This window comes from Paracoccus indicus (assembly GCF_003056335.1).
GTDB lineage: Bacteria > Pseudomonadota > Alphaproteobacteria > Rhodobacterales > Rhodobacteraceae > Paracoccus > Paracoccus indicus.
On sequence record NZ_PYWA01000002.1, the window covers coordinates 433577 to 451774 of the forward strand.

Genomic DNA, 18198 nt, shown 5'->3' on the forward strand with positions numbered 1-18198 from the left:
AATGGCAGCGGCAAGGGAGGCAGCAGTGGCATCGGGTGACGGGGCGCGGCCCCGGCACGTCGCCATCATCATGGATGGCAACGGGCGTTGGGCCACGGAACGGGGCTGGCCACGCCTGGTCGGCCATCGTCGTGGGGCCGAACGCGTCAAGCAGATCGTGCGGGCCTGTCCCGACCTGGGCGTGGACTGGCTGACGATCTATGCCTTCTCGACCGAGAACTGGAAGCGTTCGACCGAAGAGGTGCTGGGTCTGATGAAGATCTTCCGCCGCTATATCGAACGCGAGGCCGTCGGCATGTCCGCCGAAGGGGTGCGCATGCGCTTCATCGGCGGGCGCGAGCGGCTGGACCCCAAGCTGCAGGCCCTGATGGCCGCCATCGAGGCCCGCACGGCCGGCAACACGCGGCTGAACCTGACGGTGGCGATCAACTATGGCGGGCGGGACGAGATCCTGCGCGCCTCGACCCGTCTTGCGGAAAAGATCGCGGCGGGCGAGGTCGCGCAGCCCTCGGAAAGCGATCTGGCCGCCTGCATGGATACCGCCGACCAACCTGACCCGGATCTGGTCATCCGCACATCGGGTGAAACCCGCACCTCGAACTTCCTGCCGTGGCAGGCGGCTTACGCGGAATATGAATTCACGCCGACGCTCTGGCCGGATTTCACCCCCGATCACCTGTCGACCATCCTTGATCGCTTCGGCATGCGCGACCGGCGTTTCGGGGGCGTATGATCAGGACAAGGCCCATCGTCGCGGCGGGCCGTTGGGGCGATCTGTCCCGACGCGTCGCCTCGACCCTGGTGCTGCTGGCGATCGGCGTGCTGCTGGCCGTGGCGCAGGGGCTATGGCTGCGGCTTGGCATGGCCGTGATCTCGGCCATCACCTTCTGGGAACTTGCAGCGATGACGGGCTGGAAATATCCGGCCCGCCACGTCACCCTGTTCGGCCGCAGCCGGCCCGTGGCGCTGGCCGCCATCGCAGGTGTGTCGCAATCGGTCGCGCTGACATCCTTCGGGTCGTGGTCCTGGCTTGCGCTGCTGGTACCGATCCTGCTGGGCCTGCCGGGGGCCGCCAAGCGTGACCGCGGCACCTATGCGATCTTCGGCATTGCCATCATGCTGGTCGCCTATGAACTGGTGATGTTCCGCGAAAGCTTCGGCCTGAACTTCGTGCTGTGGCTGATGGGGGTGATCATCATCTCGGACACGGCGGGGTATTTTTTCGGCCGCATCATCGGCGGCCCCAAGTTCTGGCCCGCGCTCAGCCCCAAGAAGACCTGGTCCGGCACCATCGCCGGCTGGATCGGCGCCTGCCTTCTGGGCGTCATCCTGTGGGCGACGGGGCAGGGGAACGCCACGCTGATCTGGATCTCTCCGCTGGTCTGCTTTGCGGGGCAGATGGGCGATATCGCCGAAAGCTGGCTGAAGCGGCGCGCGGGCGTCAAGGACAGCAGCAACCTGATCCCGGGGCACGGCGGCTTCATGGATCGTTTTGACGCAGTGACGGGGGCCGTTCTGGCGACCATGCTGATCGGGTTCCTGACAAGCCTGCCCGTGGTGAACTGACCGATGCGACGCATTTCAATCTTCGGTGCGACCGGCTCGGTCGGTGCGAATGGCGTCGATCTGATCCGCCGGGGCGGCGGGGCGGATGCTTATGACGTCGTGGCGCTGACCGGCGGACGCAACATTGCGCGGCTGGCGCAGATGGCCCGCGACCTGCGCGCCAAGGTTGCCGTGACCGCCCATCCCGATCTGCTGGAAGACCTGCGCGCGGCCCTTGCAGGCAGCGATGTCCGCGCCGCCGCGGGCGAAGCTGCCTTGACCGAGGCTGCTGCCATGCCCGCCGATTGGGTGCTGTCGGCCATCGTGGGTTCCGCCGGGCTTGCCCCGGGTCTGACAGCGCTGGCGCAGGGCGGCGTGCTGGCGCTGGCCAACAAGGAATCGCTGGTCTGCGCGGGCGATCTGCTGCGCCGCACGGGGCGGGACAGCGGTGCCACCATCCTGCCGGTCGACAGCGAACATTCCGCCCTGTTCCAAGCGCTTGGCGGTGAAAGCCTCGACAGCGTCAAGGATGTGACCATCACCGCCTCGGGTGGGGCTTTCCGCGACTGGCCGCTGGAACGGCTGGCGGCGGCGACGGTGGCCGAGGCCTCTACCCATCCGAACTGGGCGATGGGCCAACGCATTACCATCGACAGCGCATCCATGTTCAACAAGGCGATGGAGGTGATCGAGGCCAAGGAGTTCTTCGGCCTCGCCCCCGACCAGATCAACGTGCTGGTCCATCCCGAATCCATTATCCACGCCATCGTCAACCATATCGACGGCGGCAGCATCGCCCATCTGGGCGCGCCCGACATGCGCCACGCCATCGGTTACGCGCTGCATTGGCCCGAACGCCGCGCGCTTCCGGTGCCGCCGCTGGATCTGGCCCGCGCAGGCAGCCTGACCTTCCGCGCCCCCGACGAGATCCGCTGGCCCGCCCTGCGCCTGGCACGGGAGGTGATGGCCGCGGGCGGAGCCGCAGGCGCGGTCTTCAACGCCGCCAAGGAACAGGCGCTGGACGATTTCATCGCGGGCCGCATCCGTTTCACCGACATGGCCCCCCGGGTCGAAGCCACGCTCGAGAGCCTCTCGGCCGAAGCGGGCTTTGGCGATGATCCCGACACCTTGCAGGCGGTCCTTGAATGGGACGCGCTTGCGCGACAGAAGGCCGCCGCATGACCGATCTGATCCTTGGCGCAGGCAGCACCCTGTGGACGCTGGCATCCTTCGTGGTGGCGCTGGCCGTCATCGTGACGGTGCATGAATACGGCCATTACATCGTGGGCCGCTGGTCCGGCATAAGGGCCGAGGTGTTCTCGGTCGGCTTCGGCCCGCGTCTGGCATCGCGCGTGGATAAGCGCGGGACCGTCTGGCAGATCGCGGCGCTGCCCTTGGGCGGCTATGTCCGCTTCCTCGGCGACGAGAATGCCGCCAGCGCGGGGCCGGGGCGAACGGTCGATCCGGCGCTGCGGCGTCAGACGTTGCAGGGCGCGCCGCTGTGGGGGCGCTTTGCCACGCTGCTGGCGGGGCCGGTCTTCAACTTCATCCTGTCGATCCTGATCTTCGGCGGCTTCGCGCTGTTCCAGGGTCTGCCCTCGCCCGATCTGCGGGTGGGTCAGGTCTCCGAGGCGCCGCCCGCCATCACCAATCAGCTGCTGCCGGGCGACAAACTGCTGGCCGTGGGGGACATCGCGCTGGAGAACTGGGGCGATGTCGGCCGCGCCGCGCAGGACCTGCCCATCGCTGCCCAGCAGGATTGGCGCGTGGAACGTGACGGCCAGCAGATGACCGTCGCGGGCCCCGATCCGATGCCTGCGCAGGTTTCGGGCGTGGCGCCGGGCAGTGCGGCGGCCGATGCCGGTCTGCGGGCCGGTGACGTGGTGACGGCCATCGACGGCCAGCCCATCACACGCTTCACCCAGATGCGCGAGGCGGTCGAGGCTGCGGAGGGCGATCCGCTGGTGCTGGATGTCTGGCGCGCAGGCAGCGATCCCATCCAGGTCACGCTGCGCCCCAAGCTGTCGGACCTGCCCGCCGAGGCCGGTGGATATGAACAGCGCTGGCTGATCGGCGTGACCGGCGGCAACAGCTTCTTTACCCCCGAAATGCGCCGCGCCGGCCCGATCGAGGCGATCGGCCTTGGCGTCGCCCAGACCTGGGGGATCATCGTGTCGTCGCTGACGGGGATGTGGGCGATGATCTCGGGTCAGATTGGCAGCTGCAATCTGGGCGGCGCGATCAGCATCGCCGAAAGCACGGGGCAGGCGGCCAGCGCGGGGGGCGCGAACTTCCTGTGGTGGATCGCGGTGCTGTCGGCGGCCATCGGGTTCCTGAACCTGCTGCCCATCCCGGTTCTGGATGGCGGGCACCTGGTTTTCTATGTCTACGAGGCGATCAGCGGCCGTCCGCCCTCGGACCGGGCGCTGAACCTTCTGACGACGGTCGGCATGGCGCTGGTGCTGGGACTGATGATTTTCGGCCTGACGAACGATCTTTTCTGCCCCTGACCCGCGATGCGCTTTTGACAGCCCCCTGTCGAAAGGGCTACACGATAGGGCAAAACGACAAGCCCGCGACGGGCGCGTGAAGGCTGAAAAGAGGGGCTTCGATGACACGGAAACTGGGCAAGGGCGCGGTGGCGCTGATGACGGCCTTGGCGATCACGGTGCCTGCGGGTCTGATGCCGGCGCCCGCCATGGCGCTTGTGTTCAACGACATCACCATCCAGGGCAACAACCAGGTCGAAACCGCGACCATCCTGTCCTTCCTGAACCTGCCCCAGGGGCGCGACGTCTCGCCCGGTCAGGTGAACGATGCCCTTCAGCGCCTGCAGGGTTCGGGCCTGTTCGAGACCGTCGAACTGACCCCCCAAGGCAACCGCCTTGTCGTGACCGTCAGCGAATATCCCACGATCAACCGCATCTCGTTCGAGGGCAACCGCAAGCTGAAGGACGACCGCCTGGCCGAGATCGTGGGAAGCCAGTCGCGCCGCGTCTATCAGCCCAGCCAGGCCATCCAGGATGCGCAGACCATCGCCCAGATCTATGCGACCGAAGGCCGTCTGGCCGCCCGCGTCGATCCCCGCATCATCCGCCGCAGCGGCAACCGCGTCGATCTGGTCTTCGAGATCAAGGAAGGCGACGTCACCGAGATCGAGCGCATCAGCTTTACCGGCAACCGCGCCTTTTCCGACCGTCGTCTGCGCAACGTGCTGCAGACCAAGCAGGCGGGCATCCTGCGCACCTTCATCCGCCGCGACACCTTCGCGCCCGAACGCATCCCGCTGGATCAGCAGTTGCTGACCGACTATTACCGGTCGCGCGGCTATGCCGACTTCAAGGTGCAGGCCGTCGCGCCTGAAATCGCGCGCGAACGCGATGCCTTCTTCATCACCTTCAACATCAGTGAAGGCCCGCGTTATCGCTTTGGGCAGGTCAATACCGTATCCGAGATCCCGGGCGTGGATGCGGCGGCCTTTGCCGAACAGAACCGGGTCGAGCGGGGGGCGGTCTACAACCCCTCGGTCATCGACACGACCATCCGCCGGATGGAGACCATCGCCATCCAGCAGGGCCTGAACTTCGTCAACATCGAGCCGCGCATCACGCGCAACCCCTCGAACCAGACGCTGGACCTGACGTTCGCGCTGACCCGTGGCGAGCGTATCTTCGTCGAGCGCATCGACATCGAGGGCAACACGACCACGCTGGACGAGGTGATCCGCCGCCAGTTCAACACTGTCGAGGGCGACCCCTTCAACCCGCGCGAGATCCGCAATTCCGCCGAACGCGTCCGTGCGCTTGGCTATTTCGCCGATGCACAGGTGGAAACGCGTCAGGGCAGCGGTCCCGATCAGGTCATCGTCGGCGTCGCGGTCGAGGAACAGCCGACCGGCTCGCTGTCCTTCGGGGCCTCCTATGGCGTGAACTCGGGTGTCGGCCTGAATGCCTCGATCACCGAGGACAACTTCCTTGGCCGCGGTCAGCAGGTCGGCTTGCAGATCTCGACCGCCAGCGGGGACCGCGCGGCGGGGATCACCTTCGCCGAGCCCTTCTTCCTTGGCCGCGACCTGCGGTTCGGCTTCAGCGCCAATTACAATGAAACGGACAGCCTGAATTCCGATTACGACACCCGCTCGATCCAGATCCAGCCGTCGATCGAATTCCCCATCTCGGCCAATGGCCGGATCGAGCTGCGCTACAAGATCGCCAAGGACACGCTGCGCGACGTGACCGAGGACAGCTCGATCCTGCTGCAGAACGAGGAAGGCTCGCGCGTGACCTCGGCGCTTGGCTATACCTATTCCTGGGACTCGCGCCGCACGGGTCTGGACCCGCTGACGGCCTATCGCTTCCGCTTCTCGCAGGATTTCGCGGGCGCGGGCGGCGATACCAAGACGGTGACGACGACGGCCTTGGCTGGTGTCGAAAGCACCGCCTGGCGAGAGGAAGTGACCCTGCGCGGCGAGATCGAAGCGGGCGCCATCTATACCTATGGCGATTATTCGACCTGGATCCTGGACCGCTTCCGCACCGGCAACCGCATCCGCGGCTTCGAGAGCAACGGCTATGGCCCGCGCGACCTGGGGGCGGAAAACCAGGATGCCATCGGCGGCAACTACTATTGGGCGGCCCGCGCCGAGGCGCAGTTCCCCGTCGGCCTGCCCGAGGAATACGGCATCACCGGCGGTCTGTTCGCCGATGTCGGCTCGCTTTGGGGCCTGGACAACACCGCGGGGAATTCCGAGGTCGATGACGACATGTATGTCCGCGCTGCCGTGGGTGCCTCGATCTTCTGGACCACGCCCATCGGCCCGCTGCGCTTCAACTTCTCGAAGGCGGTGCAGCAGGAAGATTACGACGAGGAACAGAACTTCGACCTGACCATCCAGACCCGGTTCTGATGCGCCGGATGATGGCGGAATGGCGCAATTTGGGGGCCGTCGGGGTGATCCTGGCCGCCCTTTCCTCGGGTCCGGTTCTGGCGCAGGACCCCGAGGTGACGCCACAGATGCCCGGATCGGACCTCGCGCAACCGACAGCGCCCCTTCCCAGCAGCACGATCAGCACGCAGGGGATGCCCGAACAGGCGGTCAATGCGCCGATCCTGACGCTGGATCAGGACGTGCTCTATCTGTCGTCGGATTGGGGCAAGCGCGCGCAGGCCCAGCTGGAGGCCGAGGGCGACGTGATCTCGACCGAGAACGAGCGTCTGACCAAGCTGCTGTCGTCCGAGGAGACGCAGCTGACCGAACAGCGCGGCACCCTGCCGCCCGCCGAATTCCGCAAGCTGGCCGAAAGCTTCGATCTGCGCGCCACCGAGGTGCGGCGCGAACGCGCGCAGGCCGTGCAGCAGCTGAATGCCTGGGCCGAGGCCGACCGCAGCGCCTTTTTCCGCGCGGCCCTGCCGGTCATGGGTCAGATCATGCAGGAACACGGCGCGGTGGCGGTGTTGGACCGGCGCACGCTGTTCGTATCGCTGGATGCCATCGACGTTACGCAGGATCTGATCACGCTGCTGAACGATGAGCTGGGCGACGGCGAAGGTGCCGTGCCCCTGCCGCAGGAGGCAGAGGCCGAAGGCTCAGGGCAGGCGGGCGATCCGCTCGGCCAGCAAGGCGAATAGACCGTCGCGGTCGACCTCGCGCAGGAACAGCGCATTGGGTTCGCGGTCGGTCACGCGCCACCAGTCGGCCACGGTCATGCCGGTGGTATAGCGGCCCTCGGTCTCGATCTGGACGTTGATGTGGCGGCCCTTGAACAGATCGGGGCGCAGCAGCCAGGCGATGGTGCAGGGGTCGTGCAGGGGCGCGCCGAGGCTGCCGTATTTCTCCTTGTCGAAACGCTCGAAGAAATCGGTCCAGCCCGCGACGGCAGGGCCGCAGCGACCGGGCAGGGCAGCCATGGCATCGACCCAATCACGCGACGTCAGCGCCGAATGGGTCACATCCAGTGGCAGGACGACCAGCCGGACGCCCGCGTCAAAGACCTCGGCCGCGGCTTCGGGATCGACATAGATGTTGAATTCGGCGGCGGGGGTGATGTTGCCCACCTCGAAATAGGCCCCGCCCATCAGGACGATCTGCTGCACGCGACCGATGATGTCGGGGGCGCGGCGGAAGGCCTCGGCGATATTGGTCAGGGGGCCGATGGGAACCAGCGTGACGCTGCCTGCGGGTTCGTCGCGCAGGGTGCGGATGATGAAGTCCACGGCATGCATGTCCTGCAGGGGCATGGTCGGGTCGGGCAGGGCGATGCCGTCGAGGCCGGTCTTGCCATGCACATGCTCGGCGGTGACCAGATCGCGCGACAGCGGCCGGTCGCAGCCTGCAAAGACGGGAATGTCGGTGCGACCCACCAGTTCGACGATCTTGCGCGCATTCACCTGTGTCAGATCCAGCGGCACGTTGCCCGCCACGGCGGTGATGCCCAGCACCTGCAGCTCGGGTGATGCCAGCGCCAGCAGGATGGCCACGGCGTCGTCCTGGCCGGGGTCCGTGTCGATGATGATCTTCTGCGCCAATCCATCCTCCTGATCTGCGTGATGTGCGGATGATTGCGCCAGCATGACGAAAGGCGCAAGCGATATGCCTGCGCCTTTCGGGGGTTACGTCACGGTGTTGCCGATCAGCCGTCCAGGTTGACCTGCTCGATCAGGTCCAGCGCCTTGGGGCGCAGGTCCGAGATCTCGGACAGGGGCAGATCGTCGGGCGTAAATTCGCCCCAGCTTGCGACCAGTTCCGATTTGTCGACGCCTTCCTTGACGGGGAATTCGTTGTTCGTCTCGGCATAGATGTGCTGGGCCTCGTCGCTGACCAGAAACTCCATCAGCTTCAGCGCCGCGTCGCGGTTCGGGGCGGCCTTGGTCATCGCCACGCCGGACACGTTCACATGGGTGCCGCCATCCTCGAAGGTCGGGAAGACGATGCGGACGGATTCCGCCCATTCCTTCTGTTCGTCATCCTTCAGCATCGCACCCATGTAATAGGTGTTGCCCAGGCTGATGTCGCATTCGCCGGCCCAGATGGATTTCACCTGATCGCGGTCGCCGCCCTCGGGGCGCTTGGCCAGGTTGTCCTTGATGCCCTGCAGCCAAGCCAGGGTCTCTTCCTCGCCGTGATGGGCCAGGAAGGCGGCGGTCAGCGCGACGTTGTAGTCGTTGGTGAAGCTGCGGGTGCAGATGCGGCCCTTCCACTTGGGATCGGCCAGGTCCTCGTAGGTCGTGACATCACCATCGGTCACGCGGTCCTTGCTGGCATAGACGATGCGGGCGCGGGTCGTCAGGGCGAACCACTGGTTGTCCTTGTCGCGCAGATCGGCGGGGATGACGTCCAGCATCTCGTCCTCGACGGCCTGGGTGACGCCGGCTTCCTTGACCTCGCCCAAGCGGGCGACATCGACGGTCAGGACCAGGTCGGCGGGCGAACGGTCGCCTTCGGCCTGCAGGCGTTCCACCATGCCCTTGTCGACGAAGGCGGTGTTGACGGCGATGCCGGTTTCCTTGGTGAAGGCATCGAACAGCGGCTGGATCAGCTCGGGCTGGCGATGCGAATAGACGTTCACTTCTTCGGCCAGTGCAGGCATGGCGGTGGCGCCAAGCAGCGAGGCGAGGATCAGGTGACGCATGATAGCTCCTGTCGTGATGTTGTGGACCCGCGATAGAATGGCTTAGAAAAGCTGTCAAGAATTTGCGGTGCGTCATCCCGTCTTTAGTGGCGTCGCCCGCACGGGGTCCATTGACCGCGCAGGGGCGTCGCGCTAGGGCGCAGGGATGGCAAGAGCACCCCTTCTCCAACTATCCGACATCTCGCTGACCTATGGCGGCGATCCCGTATTCGAGGGCCTGTCCCTGAACGTCCAGCCCGGCGACCGCGTCGCGCTGGTCGGCCGCAACGGGTCGGGCAAATCGACCCTGATGAAGGTCATGGCAGGCTTCGTCGAGGCCGACCGCGGCGACGTGGTCCTCTCGGCCGGCGTCTCGACCGGCTACATGGAACAGGACCCCGACCTTTCGGGCTTCGCGACCCTTGGCGATTTCGCCCGCGACGGGCTGGACGACAGCGAAGGCTATCTGGTCGACATGGCCGCCGAGGGGCTGAAATTCGACCCCGACCGCCCCGTCGACACCGCATCGGGCGGCGAACGCCGTCGCGCGGCGCTGGCGCGTCTGCTGGCGCGTGCGCCCGAACTGATGCTGCTGGACGAACCGACCAACCACCTGGACATCCAGGCCATCGGCTGGCTGGAGGAACATCTGTTCCAGACCCGCGCGGCCTTCGTGCTGATCAGCCACGACCGCGCCTTTTTGCGCCGCCTGACCAAGGCCACGCTGTGGATCGACCGCGGTCAGGTCCGCCGCCAGGAACGCGGCTTCGAGGGGTTCGAGGATTGGCGCGAAGCCACTTGGGCCGCCGAAGACGACGCCCGCCACAAGCTGGACCGCAAGATCAAGGCCGAGGCCCGTTGGGCCGTCGAGGGCATCAGCGCGCGGCGCAAGCGCAACCAGGGCCGCGTCCGCGCGCTGGCCGATCTGCGCGCCGAACGCAGCAGCCAGATCCGCCGTCAGGGCACCGCCGCCATGGCGCTGGAATCCGGCCCGACCAGCGGCAAGAAGGTGATCGAGGTGCAGGGCATCTCGAAGGCTTTCGGCGACCGGGTGATCCTGCGCCCCTTCGACCTGCGCATACAGCGCGGCGACCGCATCGCCTTTGTCGGCCCGAACGGCGCGGGCAAGACCACGCTGATCAAAATGCTGACCGGAGAGGTCGCCCCCGACGAAGGCACCGTCACCCTTGGCACCAATCTTGAGATCGCGGTCTTCGATCAGGCCCGTGCGGCGCTGAACCCCAACCAGACGCTGTGGGAATCCCTCACCGGCGACCCGGACATGAGCGTGTCGGGACGCGCCGATCAGGTCATGGTGCGGGGCGTGCCGAAGCACGTCGTGGCCTATCTGAAGGATTTCCTGTTCGACGACGCGCAGGCCCGTGCGCCCGTGCGCAGCCTGTCGGGCGGTGAAAAGGCGCGGCTGCTGCTGGCCAAGCTGATGGCCAAGCCCTCGAACCTGCTGGTCATGGACGAACCGACCAACGATCTGGACGTGGAAACGCTGGACCTGCTGCAGGATCTGCTGGGCGAATACGACGGCACCGTGCTGCTGGTCAGCCACGACCGCGACTTCATCGACCGCGTCGCCGACACCACGGTCGCGATGGAAGGCGACGGCCGCGCCACCGTCTATGCCGGCGGCTGGAGCGATTACCAGAACCAGCGCCAGCAGCCCGAACCCGCAGCGCCCGCACCCGCCCCGCGTCAAGCGCAGCCCGTGGCCGCCCCGGCAGCCGAGAAGCCGCGCGAAGGGCTGACCTTCACCGAGAAGCACCGGCTGGAGGAACTGCCCGCGGTGATCGAACGCCTTGAGGCCGAGATCGCCAAGCTGACCGAGTTCATGTCCGACCCCGAGCTGTTCACCAAGGCGCCCGCCAAGTTCGAAAAGGCCAGCCTTGCCCTCAGCGAACGGCAGGCCGCCCTTGCCGACGCCGAGGAAGAATGGCTGGTGCTGGAGGAGAAGGCCGCGGGTTAGACCCCGCGGTCCAGGTGATCGCGCAGCCATTCATGCGCGAAGGCGATCTTGGTGCGGACCGGTCCGGTCAGCACGAAGGGATAGAGGTCGGGGTTGTCCAGCGCGCGGTTGATGTCGTTGACCGCGATGGCGATTTCGGTCGCCACCGACAGCAGCCGCTGCGTGTCGGTTTCCTGATAGGGGCTGAAGCCTTCGGGGACGCTGGACATCGACAGTCCGGCGCTGACGAAACTGTCGGCGAAATCCACCATGTGCAGCAGGTGGGCGACGGTTTCGGCCCAGTCCTCGTGGGGGTGGGCCGTCGCATAGCCGGTAATGAAATCGCGACCGGGATCGCGGGGTTCGGCATAGTGCCGCTTCAGCGCCTGCCCGTAATCCTGCCGTTCGTCGCCGAACAGGTCGCGGAAGGCCGGTTGGAAATCGGGGCTGCGGGCCAGCCGGTCGAAAAGGAAATGCGCGATCTCGTGCCGGAAATGCCCCACCATCGACCGGTACTGTTCTCCCAGGTCCAGCTGGCGCTTCAGGCGGATCAGCTCATCGGCCTCGGTGACGTTGATGGTGATCTCGCCTGCCGCGTGGCCCATGATGATCTGCTGGGCGCGACCGCCGGTGTTTTCCGACAGCATCTGGAACTGCGGGCGGCGACCGGCATCATTGTCGTTGAACCAGTCCCATTGCGCCAAGTTCGCCAGCACCCATCGCTTGCCGCGTTCCGTCGCCGACAACAGGTTCAGGTTGTCGCCCACATGCAGCACCGGCACGACATGCGACATCGCGCAGGACGCGCAGCGCGTGCCTTCCGCGGTCGTGGACCAGTTGCAGGCGATTGTCTGGCGGTTGCTGCAGGGGATCGCATCGACCACCATCGCACGGGAACGGGGATCGTAATGCAGCTGTTCCCCGCAGATGCAGGTCAGGTTGTGGAAATAGGCGCGGGTCCCGCAGGCGGGACAGGTGAAGCGTTGCATCGGGGTTCCGGTCGGTTCGTGGCATGGCACAAGCGCGACGGCCGCCCCAAGGTTCCTGCCATCGGCATAAGGTCGGTTCTTTTCGCAAGGGTTGACTTTGCGGGCGCGATGGGCCAATTGGCACGCACCGGCCGGGCATCTGCCCTTGGCCGGTTGATTGTTTTCAATGACACCCTTCGTTGGGTGCGCTGTCCGACGGTGGGGAAACCCATGAACTTCGGCCCAAGGGTCGGGACCACAGGATGCGGTTGATAAAGGATAAGAAGCGATGTTCGCGGTTCTGAAAACTGGCGGCAAGCAGTACAAGGTGCAGGCGGGTGACGTCCTGCGCGTTGAAAAGCTGAATGCCGCAGCTGGCGACAAGGTCCAGTTCAATGACATTCTGATGGTCGGCTCGACCCTGGGTGCGCCCATGATCGAAGGCGCCTGCGTCCAGGCCGAAGTGATCGACCAGATCAAGGCCGACAAAGTCATCACCTTCGTCAAGCGTCGCCGCAAGCACAGCTCGCAGCGGACCCGTGGCCATCGCCAGCAGCTGACCCTGCTGCGCGTGACCGACGTGCTTGAAAAAGGCGCGGACAAAACCGGCGTCAAGGCAGCCATTGGTGCACGCACCAAGGTTGCAGACGCAGCTGAAGCCTAAGGAGAACCACCCATGGCACATAAGAAAGCAGGCGGTTCGTCGCGCAACGGTCGCGATTCCGCCGGTCGCCGTCTTGGCGTCAAACTGTTCGGTGGCCAGGCAGCCATCGCGGGCAACATCATCGCACGTCAGCGCGGCACCACCTGGTGGCCGGGCACGAACGTCGGCATGGGCAAGGATCACACCCTGTTCGCGCTGACCGATGGTCACGTCAGCTTCAAGAAGGGCCTGAAAGGGCGCACCTTCATTTCGATCGTCCCCGCGACGGTCGAAGCTGCCGAGTAACCCGAGCGTAACATTTCGATGTTAAAAGGGGGGATCGGCGCAAGCCGGTCCCCCCAGCTGTTTCATCATTTTCGATTTCCAGCCAGTTTCCGGGGGAGGGAACATGGTCATGTCTGCACCGATGAGAGAGGGCACCCGTCTGGATGACCTCAAGGCGAATGATCCGGCGCAATTGAGCCAGCCGATCATTCCAACCGCGCGCTTCACCCTGCGCCCCTTGCGTCCGTCGGATGCGGGCCTGATCGCGCATTATACCGCCGACAAGCGCGTGGCCCAAGGCACCCGCGCCATTCCGCATCCGCTGCCGCATGGCGCCTCGGAAAGCTTCGTCGCGCGCGCATTGGCCGCCGACCGGACCGAGGATGTCTGGGCCATCGACGGGTCGCAGAACAAGCTGTCCGAACTGCTGGGCGTCGTGTCCTTGACCCGGATGGAGGGCGATCAGTCCGAGCTGGGCTTCTGGATCGGTGCGGGCTTCTGGAACACCGGCTTCGCGACCGAGGCCGTCGCGGCGCTGGTCGCGGCCAATCCGCATGGCGCGCGGACCCTGTTCGCCGAGGCGTTTCAGGACAATGCCGGCTCGGCCCGGGTGCTGACCAATTGCGGCTTCGTCTATCTGGGCGATGCGGAAAGCTGGTCGGTGGCACGCGATGCGCGGGTGCCGACCTGGACCTATCTGCGCAAGATGGCCTGACCGGGTTCAGGGGGCGTTCGCGTCCCCTGTTCAGACGCCATGCGGCAGTTGCATATCGTGCATTCGGGGCATTGCAAAAGCCGGGCGCGCGATTAAATCCTGCACATGACACAGCACATCCCATATTCGCTTCTGGACCTGTCGCCTGTCCCCGAGGGCAGCACCGCGCAGGATGCCATTCGCAACACCATCGACCTTGCGCAGCACGCCGAGGAATGGGGTTATCGCCGGTTCTGGCTGGCCGAACATCACAACATGCCGGGCATCGCCAGCGCCGCGACCGCCGTCCTGATCGGGCTGGTGGCGCAGGCGACCAGCCGTATCCGGGTCGGCGCGGGTGGCATCATGCTGCCGAACCACGCCCCCCTGACCGTGGCCGAGGCTTTCGGCACGCTGGCCACCGCCTTTCCGGACCGCATCGACCTTGGCCTTGGCCGCGCGCCCGGGGGCGATGGTGCCGTCATCCGCGCCCTGCGCCGCGACCCCATGGCCGACAGCTTCCCGCAGGATGTCGTCGAGCTGCTGGAATATTTCGGCGACGAACGCCCCGATGCTGCCGTCCGTGCGATCCCCGGCGAGGGCACGCATGTGCCCGTCTGGATCCTGGGCAGCAGCACCTTTGGCGCGCAACTGGCCGCGCATCTGGGCCTGCCCTATGCCTTCGCCAGCCACTTCGCCCCCGACGATATGGAGCGCGCGCTGGCCATCTATCGCGAACGGTTCCGCCCCTCGCCCTGGGGCCAGAAGCCCTATGTCGTGATGGCCGCGAATGTCTTTGCCGCCGACGATCCCGGCGAGGCCGCCTATTTGCGGACCACCATGCAGCTGGCCTTCGCCCGCCTGCGGACGGGCCAGCCCGGCAAGCTGCCGCGGCCCGTGCGTGACATCGATGCGGAAATCGGTGCCTCGGTCCGGCAGGGGGTCGATAGGGCCCTGCGGATCAGCGCCGTCGGCGGGCGCGAACAGGTGCGCGACCAGATGGCCGCCCTGCTGCAACAGCATCGCCCCGACGAGGTGATCCTGACCGGCCAGATCCACGACCACAAGGCTCGCCTGCGCAGCTTCGAGATCGCCGCCGAGGTAATGTCCGACCTGCCGATGGCCAACGCCGCCTGAGGCACATGAAAAAGGCCCCGCCGGATGACCGGCGGGGCCTTCTTGTGTCAGGACATGACCTGCGATTATTCGCGGTTGCCCATGAACTGCAGCAGGAACATGAACAGGTTCAGGAAGTCCAGATACAGCTGCAACGCGCCCATGATGGCCGACTTGCCGATGAAATCCGCATCCGAACCCGCCATCTGCAGGTAGGTGTTCTTGATGTTCTGCGTGTCATAGGCCGTCAGACCCGCAAAGATCAGCACGCCAAGGCCCGAGATCGCGAACTGCATGGCTGAAGACTGCAGGAAGATGTTCACGATCGAGGCGACGATCAGGCCGATCACGCCCATGATCAGGAAGCTGCCCCAGCCCGAGATGTCCTTCTTGGTGGTATAGCCCCAAAGCGACAGGCCCGCGAAGGCGATGGCCGTCACCAGAAAGGTTTGCACGATCGAGAACGGGGTATAGACCAAGAAGATCGAACTGATCGAGACGCCCATCAGGGCTGCGAAAGCATAGAACAGGCCAGTGGCCGCGCCGACCGACAGGCGGTTCAGGGCCGCGCCGAAGGCAAAGACCATCAGCAGCGGCGCGAACATGATCACCCACTTCAGCGGCGAGGTATAGATCGCCGCGCCAAGACCAGTCAGCTGGCCATCGGCCGTGACGGCGGCCGTCGAGATGCCGAAGGCGGCGACGGCGGTAACACCCATACCGACCGCCATCAGCCCATAAACCTTGTTCATGTAGGCCCGCAGGCCTTCATCGACCGCCGCGTGGCTGCGGGTGCCGACACCCTGCGCGGTGCGATAAGTGTTGAAATCTGCCATCGAACTCTCCTCTGTGAGGCAATCGGGGACATGCCCCTTCGTGACCCTGAATATCGGATGTCCGGCGTTTCATTTCAATGCCGGTGATGCGACGGATGGCCGCAATTACAGGGTTATGATGACCTTTCCGACGGCCCGCCTATCCCGCAGCAGATCATAGCCTTCCTGAATGCGATCAAGGGGCAGGACCTTGCCCATGACGGGGGTCAGCTTGCCTTCCTCGAACAGTCCGAAAAGCGCCTGCATGCTGTCGCGCAGCGCGTCGGGATCGTGCTTGCGATACCCGCCCCAGTAGAAACCGTGGATGGCGATGTTTTTGACCAAGGCATGGTTCAGAGGCAGGGCGGGAGGCTTGCCGCCCGCGAAACCGATGATCAGATGGCGGCCTCCGGGGCGCAGGGCGCGGAAGGCGGCGGCACCGGGTGCGTCGCCCACGGGGTCATAGATGACATCGGCACCCCCCATCTCGCGCAGCGCCTGCCGCAGGTCGGGACACTCGGCGCTGTCGATCACCTGATGGGCGCCCGCCTCGCGGACGGTCTGCAGCCGCTCGGCCCCGCGGGCCACGCCGATGACATGCGCGCCAAGTGCGGCGCCGATCTCGACGGCGGTCAGGCCGACCCCTCCGGCGGCGCCCAGCACCACCAGGGTCTGGCCTTGGCGCAGGGAACCGGGACCGGTGAGGGCCAGATGACTTGTCCCATAAGCCACCTGGAAGCCGGCCGCCTGTTCGAAGCTCATGCTGTCGGGAATGGGCTGCAGATTGGCGGGATCGGTCGCGATGATCTGCGCCATCGTGCCGGGGCAGGACACGACGACCCTTGTTCCCGCCACCAGATCGCAATCCGCCGGGGCCTCGATCACGGTTCCCGCGCCTTCCAGTCCGGGGGTGAATGGCGGGTCCTGAGGTTCCTGATAGCTGCCTTGCGCCTTCAGCAAATCCGCGAAATTCAAGGCCGAGGCGCCCATCCTGACCAGGACCTGCCCCGGACCTGCGACGGGGGGCGGGACAGAGGTGACGACGGGCCCCTGACCAAGGGCGAGAATCTGGGCTTGGCGAATCATGTTTCCTCCCGGGAAGACGCGTGCAGGACGGTGTTGACGCTCACGTTAGCCCAACCATTCGGTCCGGCACGCCCGGAAGGCTGTCACAGACCTGTCTTTTTGGTCAAGATCGGGCCTGTTAACCAAGATGACACTGTAGAATTGTGCCTTCTCGTCGTACCACCGCTACAGATTGAGTGAGGTTAACGATGAAGCATAGTGTTGATGTTCATGTTGGTAAGCGTATCCGTCATCGTCGCTGGATGATCGGAATGACTCAGCAGCAACTGGCCGACAAGGTCGGTATCAAGTTCCAGCAGATCCAGAAGTATGAAACCGGGATGAACCGCGTTTCCGCCTCGCGTCTGTGGGATATCGCCCATGCGGTGGATGTTCCGGTCAGCTTCTTCTTCGAAGGGCTGCACGAAGGGGCCATGTCGCAGATCGTCGAAGGCGACATGTTCGCCGACAAGGAAGCCCTGCAACTGGTGCGTGCATACTATGCCATGCCGGAAGCGCAGCGTCGGCAGATCTTCGAACTGGCCCGCGTCCTGTCGGACGCCGCCTGACCGGTCACGAAACTGTCGTTCCGCGGCGGATGCGCGCGGGCCGGCATCCCCCGTTCGCGTCTGGCCCCTGCGCCGCATTCGGGTTACACCTGCGTCAATTGGCGACAGGGGACCATCATGCAGGACGCATCGCAGATCATTCGAACCGCGCATGACATGGCAGACGCCGCCCGCAAGGCGATCCTGCCGCTGTTTCGCAGCGACGATCTGGTCGCAGACAACAAGCGTCCTGCCGATTTCGACCCCGTGACTCAGGCCGACCGCGACGCCGAACAGGCGATGCGCGCGGTTCTGGCCAGCAACCGCCCCGATGACGCCATCCTGGGCGAGGAATTCGGCCACAGCGCCGGGTCCAGCGGTCTGACCTGGATCCTGGACCCCATCGACGGCACGCGCGCCTTCATCAGTGGCGCGACCAGCTGGGGGGTGCTGATCGGGGTGTCGGACGGGAAAGACGTGATCTATGGCCTGATCGACCAGCCCTATACCGGCGAAAGGTTCGAGGGCGGGTTGGGCCGCGCCCAGCTGACCGGCCCCCATGGCAGCCGCCCTTTGAAGGTGCGCCGCGACGTTGCGCTGGATCGCGCGACCCTGATGACGACCTTCCCCGAGGTCGGCACCCCGTCCGAAGCGCAGGCCTTTCGTCGCGTGGCCGACCAAGTGCGGCTGACGCGCTATGGGCTGGACTGCTATGCCTATGCGCTGCTGGCGCTTGGTCAGATCGATCTGGTGATTGAGGCCGGGCTGCAATCCTATGACATCGCGGGACCGCTTGCCGTCGTTCAGGCGGCGGGTGGCATCGTGACCGACTGGCAGGGCGGTCCTGCGGCGCAGGGCGGGCAGGTCATCGCCGCCGCCAGCCCCGAACTGCACGCAGCCGCACTGGCGCTGTTGGCGGGTTGAACCACCGCCACCCAGCACGACATCCGAAGGA

The 18198-nt window shown here is 65.7% G+C and carries 18 protein-coding genes; 13 read left to right on the forward strand and 5 right to left on the reverse strand.

Features of this window, described 5'->3' with window-relative positions; all coding sequences use genetic code 11:
• Nucleotide 1 precedes the first annotated feature (1 nt).
• The 6 genes from uppS to DDE75_RS05080 all read left to right on the forward strand — a co-directional run bounded on the left by uppS (nt 2) and on the right by DDE75_RS05080 (nt 7173).
• A complete protein-coding gene (gene uppS / locus DDE75_RS05055; protein WP_108501268.1) occupies nt 2–733 on the forward strand; it encodes a polyprenyl diphosphate synthase in 732 nt (243 codons plus the stop codon).
• The gene (locus DDE75_RS05060; RefSeq protein WP_108501269.1) at nt 730–1566 is read left to right on the forward strand and encodes a phosphatidate cytidylyltransferase; all 837 of its coding nucleotides are present in this window, start codon (nt 730–732) and stop codon (nt 1564–1566) included. Before uppS ends, DDE75_RS05060 begins: the two co-directional genes overlap by 4 nt.
• Nucleotides 1567–1569: 3 nt before the next feature.
• Nucleotides 1570–2727 carry a 1-deoxy-D-xylulose-5-phosphate reductoisomerase gene (dxr, locus tag DDE75_RS05065; RefSeq protein ID WP_108501270.1) on the forward strand — a complete coding sequence of 386 codons (1158 nt, stop codon included), beginning with the start codon at nt 1570–1572 and terminating at the stop codon, nt 2725–2727.
• On the forward strand, nt 2724–4055 hold the full coding sequence (gene rseP, locus DDE75_RS05070) for an RIP metalloprotease RseP (RefSeq protein WP_108501271.1): 1332 nt from the start codon (nt 2724–2726) through the stop codon (nt 4053–4055). Before dxr ends, rseP begins: the two co-directional genes overlap by 4 nt.
• A gap of 101 nt (nt 4056–4156) precedes the next feature.
• On the forward strand, nt 4157–6451 hold the full coding sequence (gene bamA, locus DDE75_RS05075) for an outer membrane protein assembly factor BamA (protein WP_108501272.1): 2295 nt from the start codon (nt 4157–4159) through the stop codon (nt 6449–6451).
• Nucleotides 6451–7173, forward strand: a complete 723-nt coding sequence (locus tag DDE75_RS05080) for an OmpH/Skp family outer membrane protein (protein WP_108501273.1) — start codon at nt 6451–6453, stop codon at nt 7171–7173. Before bamA ends, DDE75_RS05080 begins: the two co-directional genes overlap by 1 nt.
• Here the strand turns inward: DDE75_RS05080 and DDE75_RS05085 are convergent.
• Together DDE75_RS05085 and DDE75_RS05090 are read right to left on the reverse strand one after the other, a co-directional pair.
• Nucleotides 7132–8070 carry a nucleoside hydrolase gene (locus DDE75_RS05085; protein ID WP_245894627.1) on the reverse strand — a complete coding sequence of 313 codons (939 nt, stop codon included), beginning with the start codon at nt 8068–8070 and terminating at the stop codon, nt 7132–7134. The two genes, DDE75_RS05080 and DDE75_RS05085, sit on opposite strands and share 42 nt — an antisense overlap.
• 104 nt (nt 8071–8174) lie before the next feature.
• Nucleotides 8175–9173: a Fe(3+) ABC transporter substrate-binding protein gene (locus tag DDE75_RS05090; RefSeq protein ID WP_108501275.1), complete on the reverse strand. Its 999-nt coding sequence runs from the start codon at nt 9171–9173 to the stop codon at nt 8175–8177.
• Nucleotides 9174–9318: 145 nt separating this feature from the next.
• On the opposite strand from DDE75_RS05090, the gene DDE75_RS05095 reads away from it, so the two are divergent.
• Nucleotides 9319–11130: an ABC-F family ATP-binding cassette domain-containing protein gene (locus DDE75_RS05095; protein WP_108501276.1), complete on the forward strand. Its 1812-nt coding sequence runs from the start codon at nt 9319–9321 to the stop codon at nt 11128–11130.
• Here the strand turns inward: DDE75_RS05095 and DDE75_RS05100 are convergent.
• Nucleotides 11127–12098 (reverse strand): zinc-binding metallopeptidase family protein, encoded by a 972-nt coding sequence (locus DDE75_RS05100; protein WP_108501277.1) that lies wholly within the window; start codon nt 12096–12098, stop codon nt 11127–11129. The two genes, DDE75_RS05095 and DDE75_RS05100, sit on opposite strands and share 4 nt — an antisense overlap.
• 268 nt (nt 12099–12366) lie before the next feature.
• Between DDE75_RS05100 and rplU the strand changes: the two genes are divergently transcribed.
• From rplU to DDE75_RS05120, 4 genes are all read left to right on the forward strand, one after another.
• A complete protein-coding gene (gene rplU / locus DDE75_RS05105; RefSeq protein ID WP_072297697.1) occupies nt 12367–12741 on the forward strand; it encodes a 50S ribosomal protein L21 in 375 nt (124 codons plus the stop codon).
• A 12-nt stretch (nt 12742–12753) separates the two neighbouring features.
• Entirely contained in the window at nt 12754–13026 is a 273-nt protein-coding gene (gene rpmA / locus DDE75_RS05110; RefSeq protein WP_108501278.1) for a 50S ribosomal protein L27, read from the forward strand.
• A 121-nt stretch (nt 13027–13147) separates the two neighbouring features.
• Complete coding sequence (locus tag DDE75_RS05115; protein ID WP_162798904.1) at nt 13148–13720, forward strand: GNAT family N-acetyltransferase; 573 nt, start codon at nt 13148–13150, stop codon at nt 13718–13720.
• 117 nt (nt 13721–13837) lie between these two features.
• Nucleotides 13838–14836, forward strand: a complete 999-nt coding sequence (locus tag DDE75_RS05120) for an LLM class flavin-dependent oxidoreductase (protein ID WP_108501366.1) — start codon at nt 13838–13840, stop codon at nt 14834–14836.
• A gap of 65 nt (nt 14837–14901) precedes the next feature.
• Here the strand turns inward: DDE75_RS05120 and DDE75_RS05125 are convergent, their stop codons facing one another.
• The gene (locus DDE75_RS05125) at nt 14902–15651 is read right to left on the reverse strand and encodes a Bax inhibitor-1/YccA family protein (protein WP_108501279.1); all 750 of its coding nucleotides are present in this window, start codon (nt 15649–15651) and stop codon (nt 14902–14904) included.
• 105 nt (nt 15652–15756) lie between these two features.
• Nucleotides 15757–16716, reverse strand: coding sequence for an NADPH:quinone oxidoreductase family protein (locus DDE75_RS05130; protein ID WP_108501280.1), 960 nt, complete (start codon nt 16714–16716; stop codon nt 15757–15759).
• Between the two features lie 188 nt (nt 16717–16904).
• On the opposite strand from DDE75_RS05130, the gene DDE75_RS05135 reads away from it, so the two are divergent.
• Together DDE75_RS05135 and DDE75_RS05140 are read left to right on the forward strand one after the other, a co-directional pair.
• Nucleotides 16905–17264 carry a helix-turn-helix domain-containing protein gene (locus tag DDE75_RS05135; protein WP_072297702.1) on the forward strand — a complete coding sequence of 120 codons (360 nt, stop codon included), beginning with the start codon at nt 16905–16907 and terminating at the stop codon, nt 17262–17264.
• Nucleotides 17265–17381: 117 nt separating this feature from the next.
• Nucleotides 17382–18167, forward strand: a complete 786-nt coding sequence (locus tag DDE75_RS05140; RefSeq protein WP_108501281.1) for an inositol monophosphatase family protein — start codon at nt 17382–17384, stop codon at nt 18165–18167.
• The last annotated feature ends 31 nt before the right edge of the window (nt 18168–18198 follow it).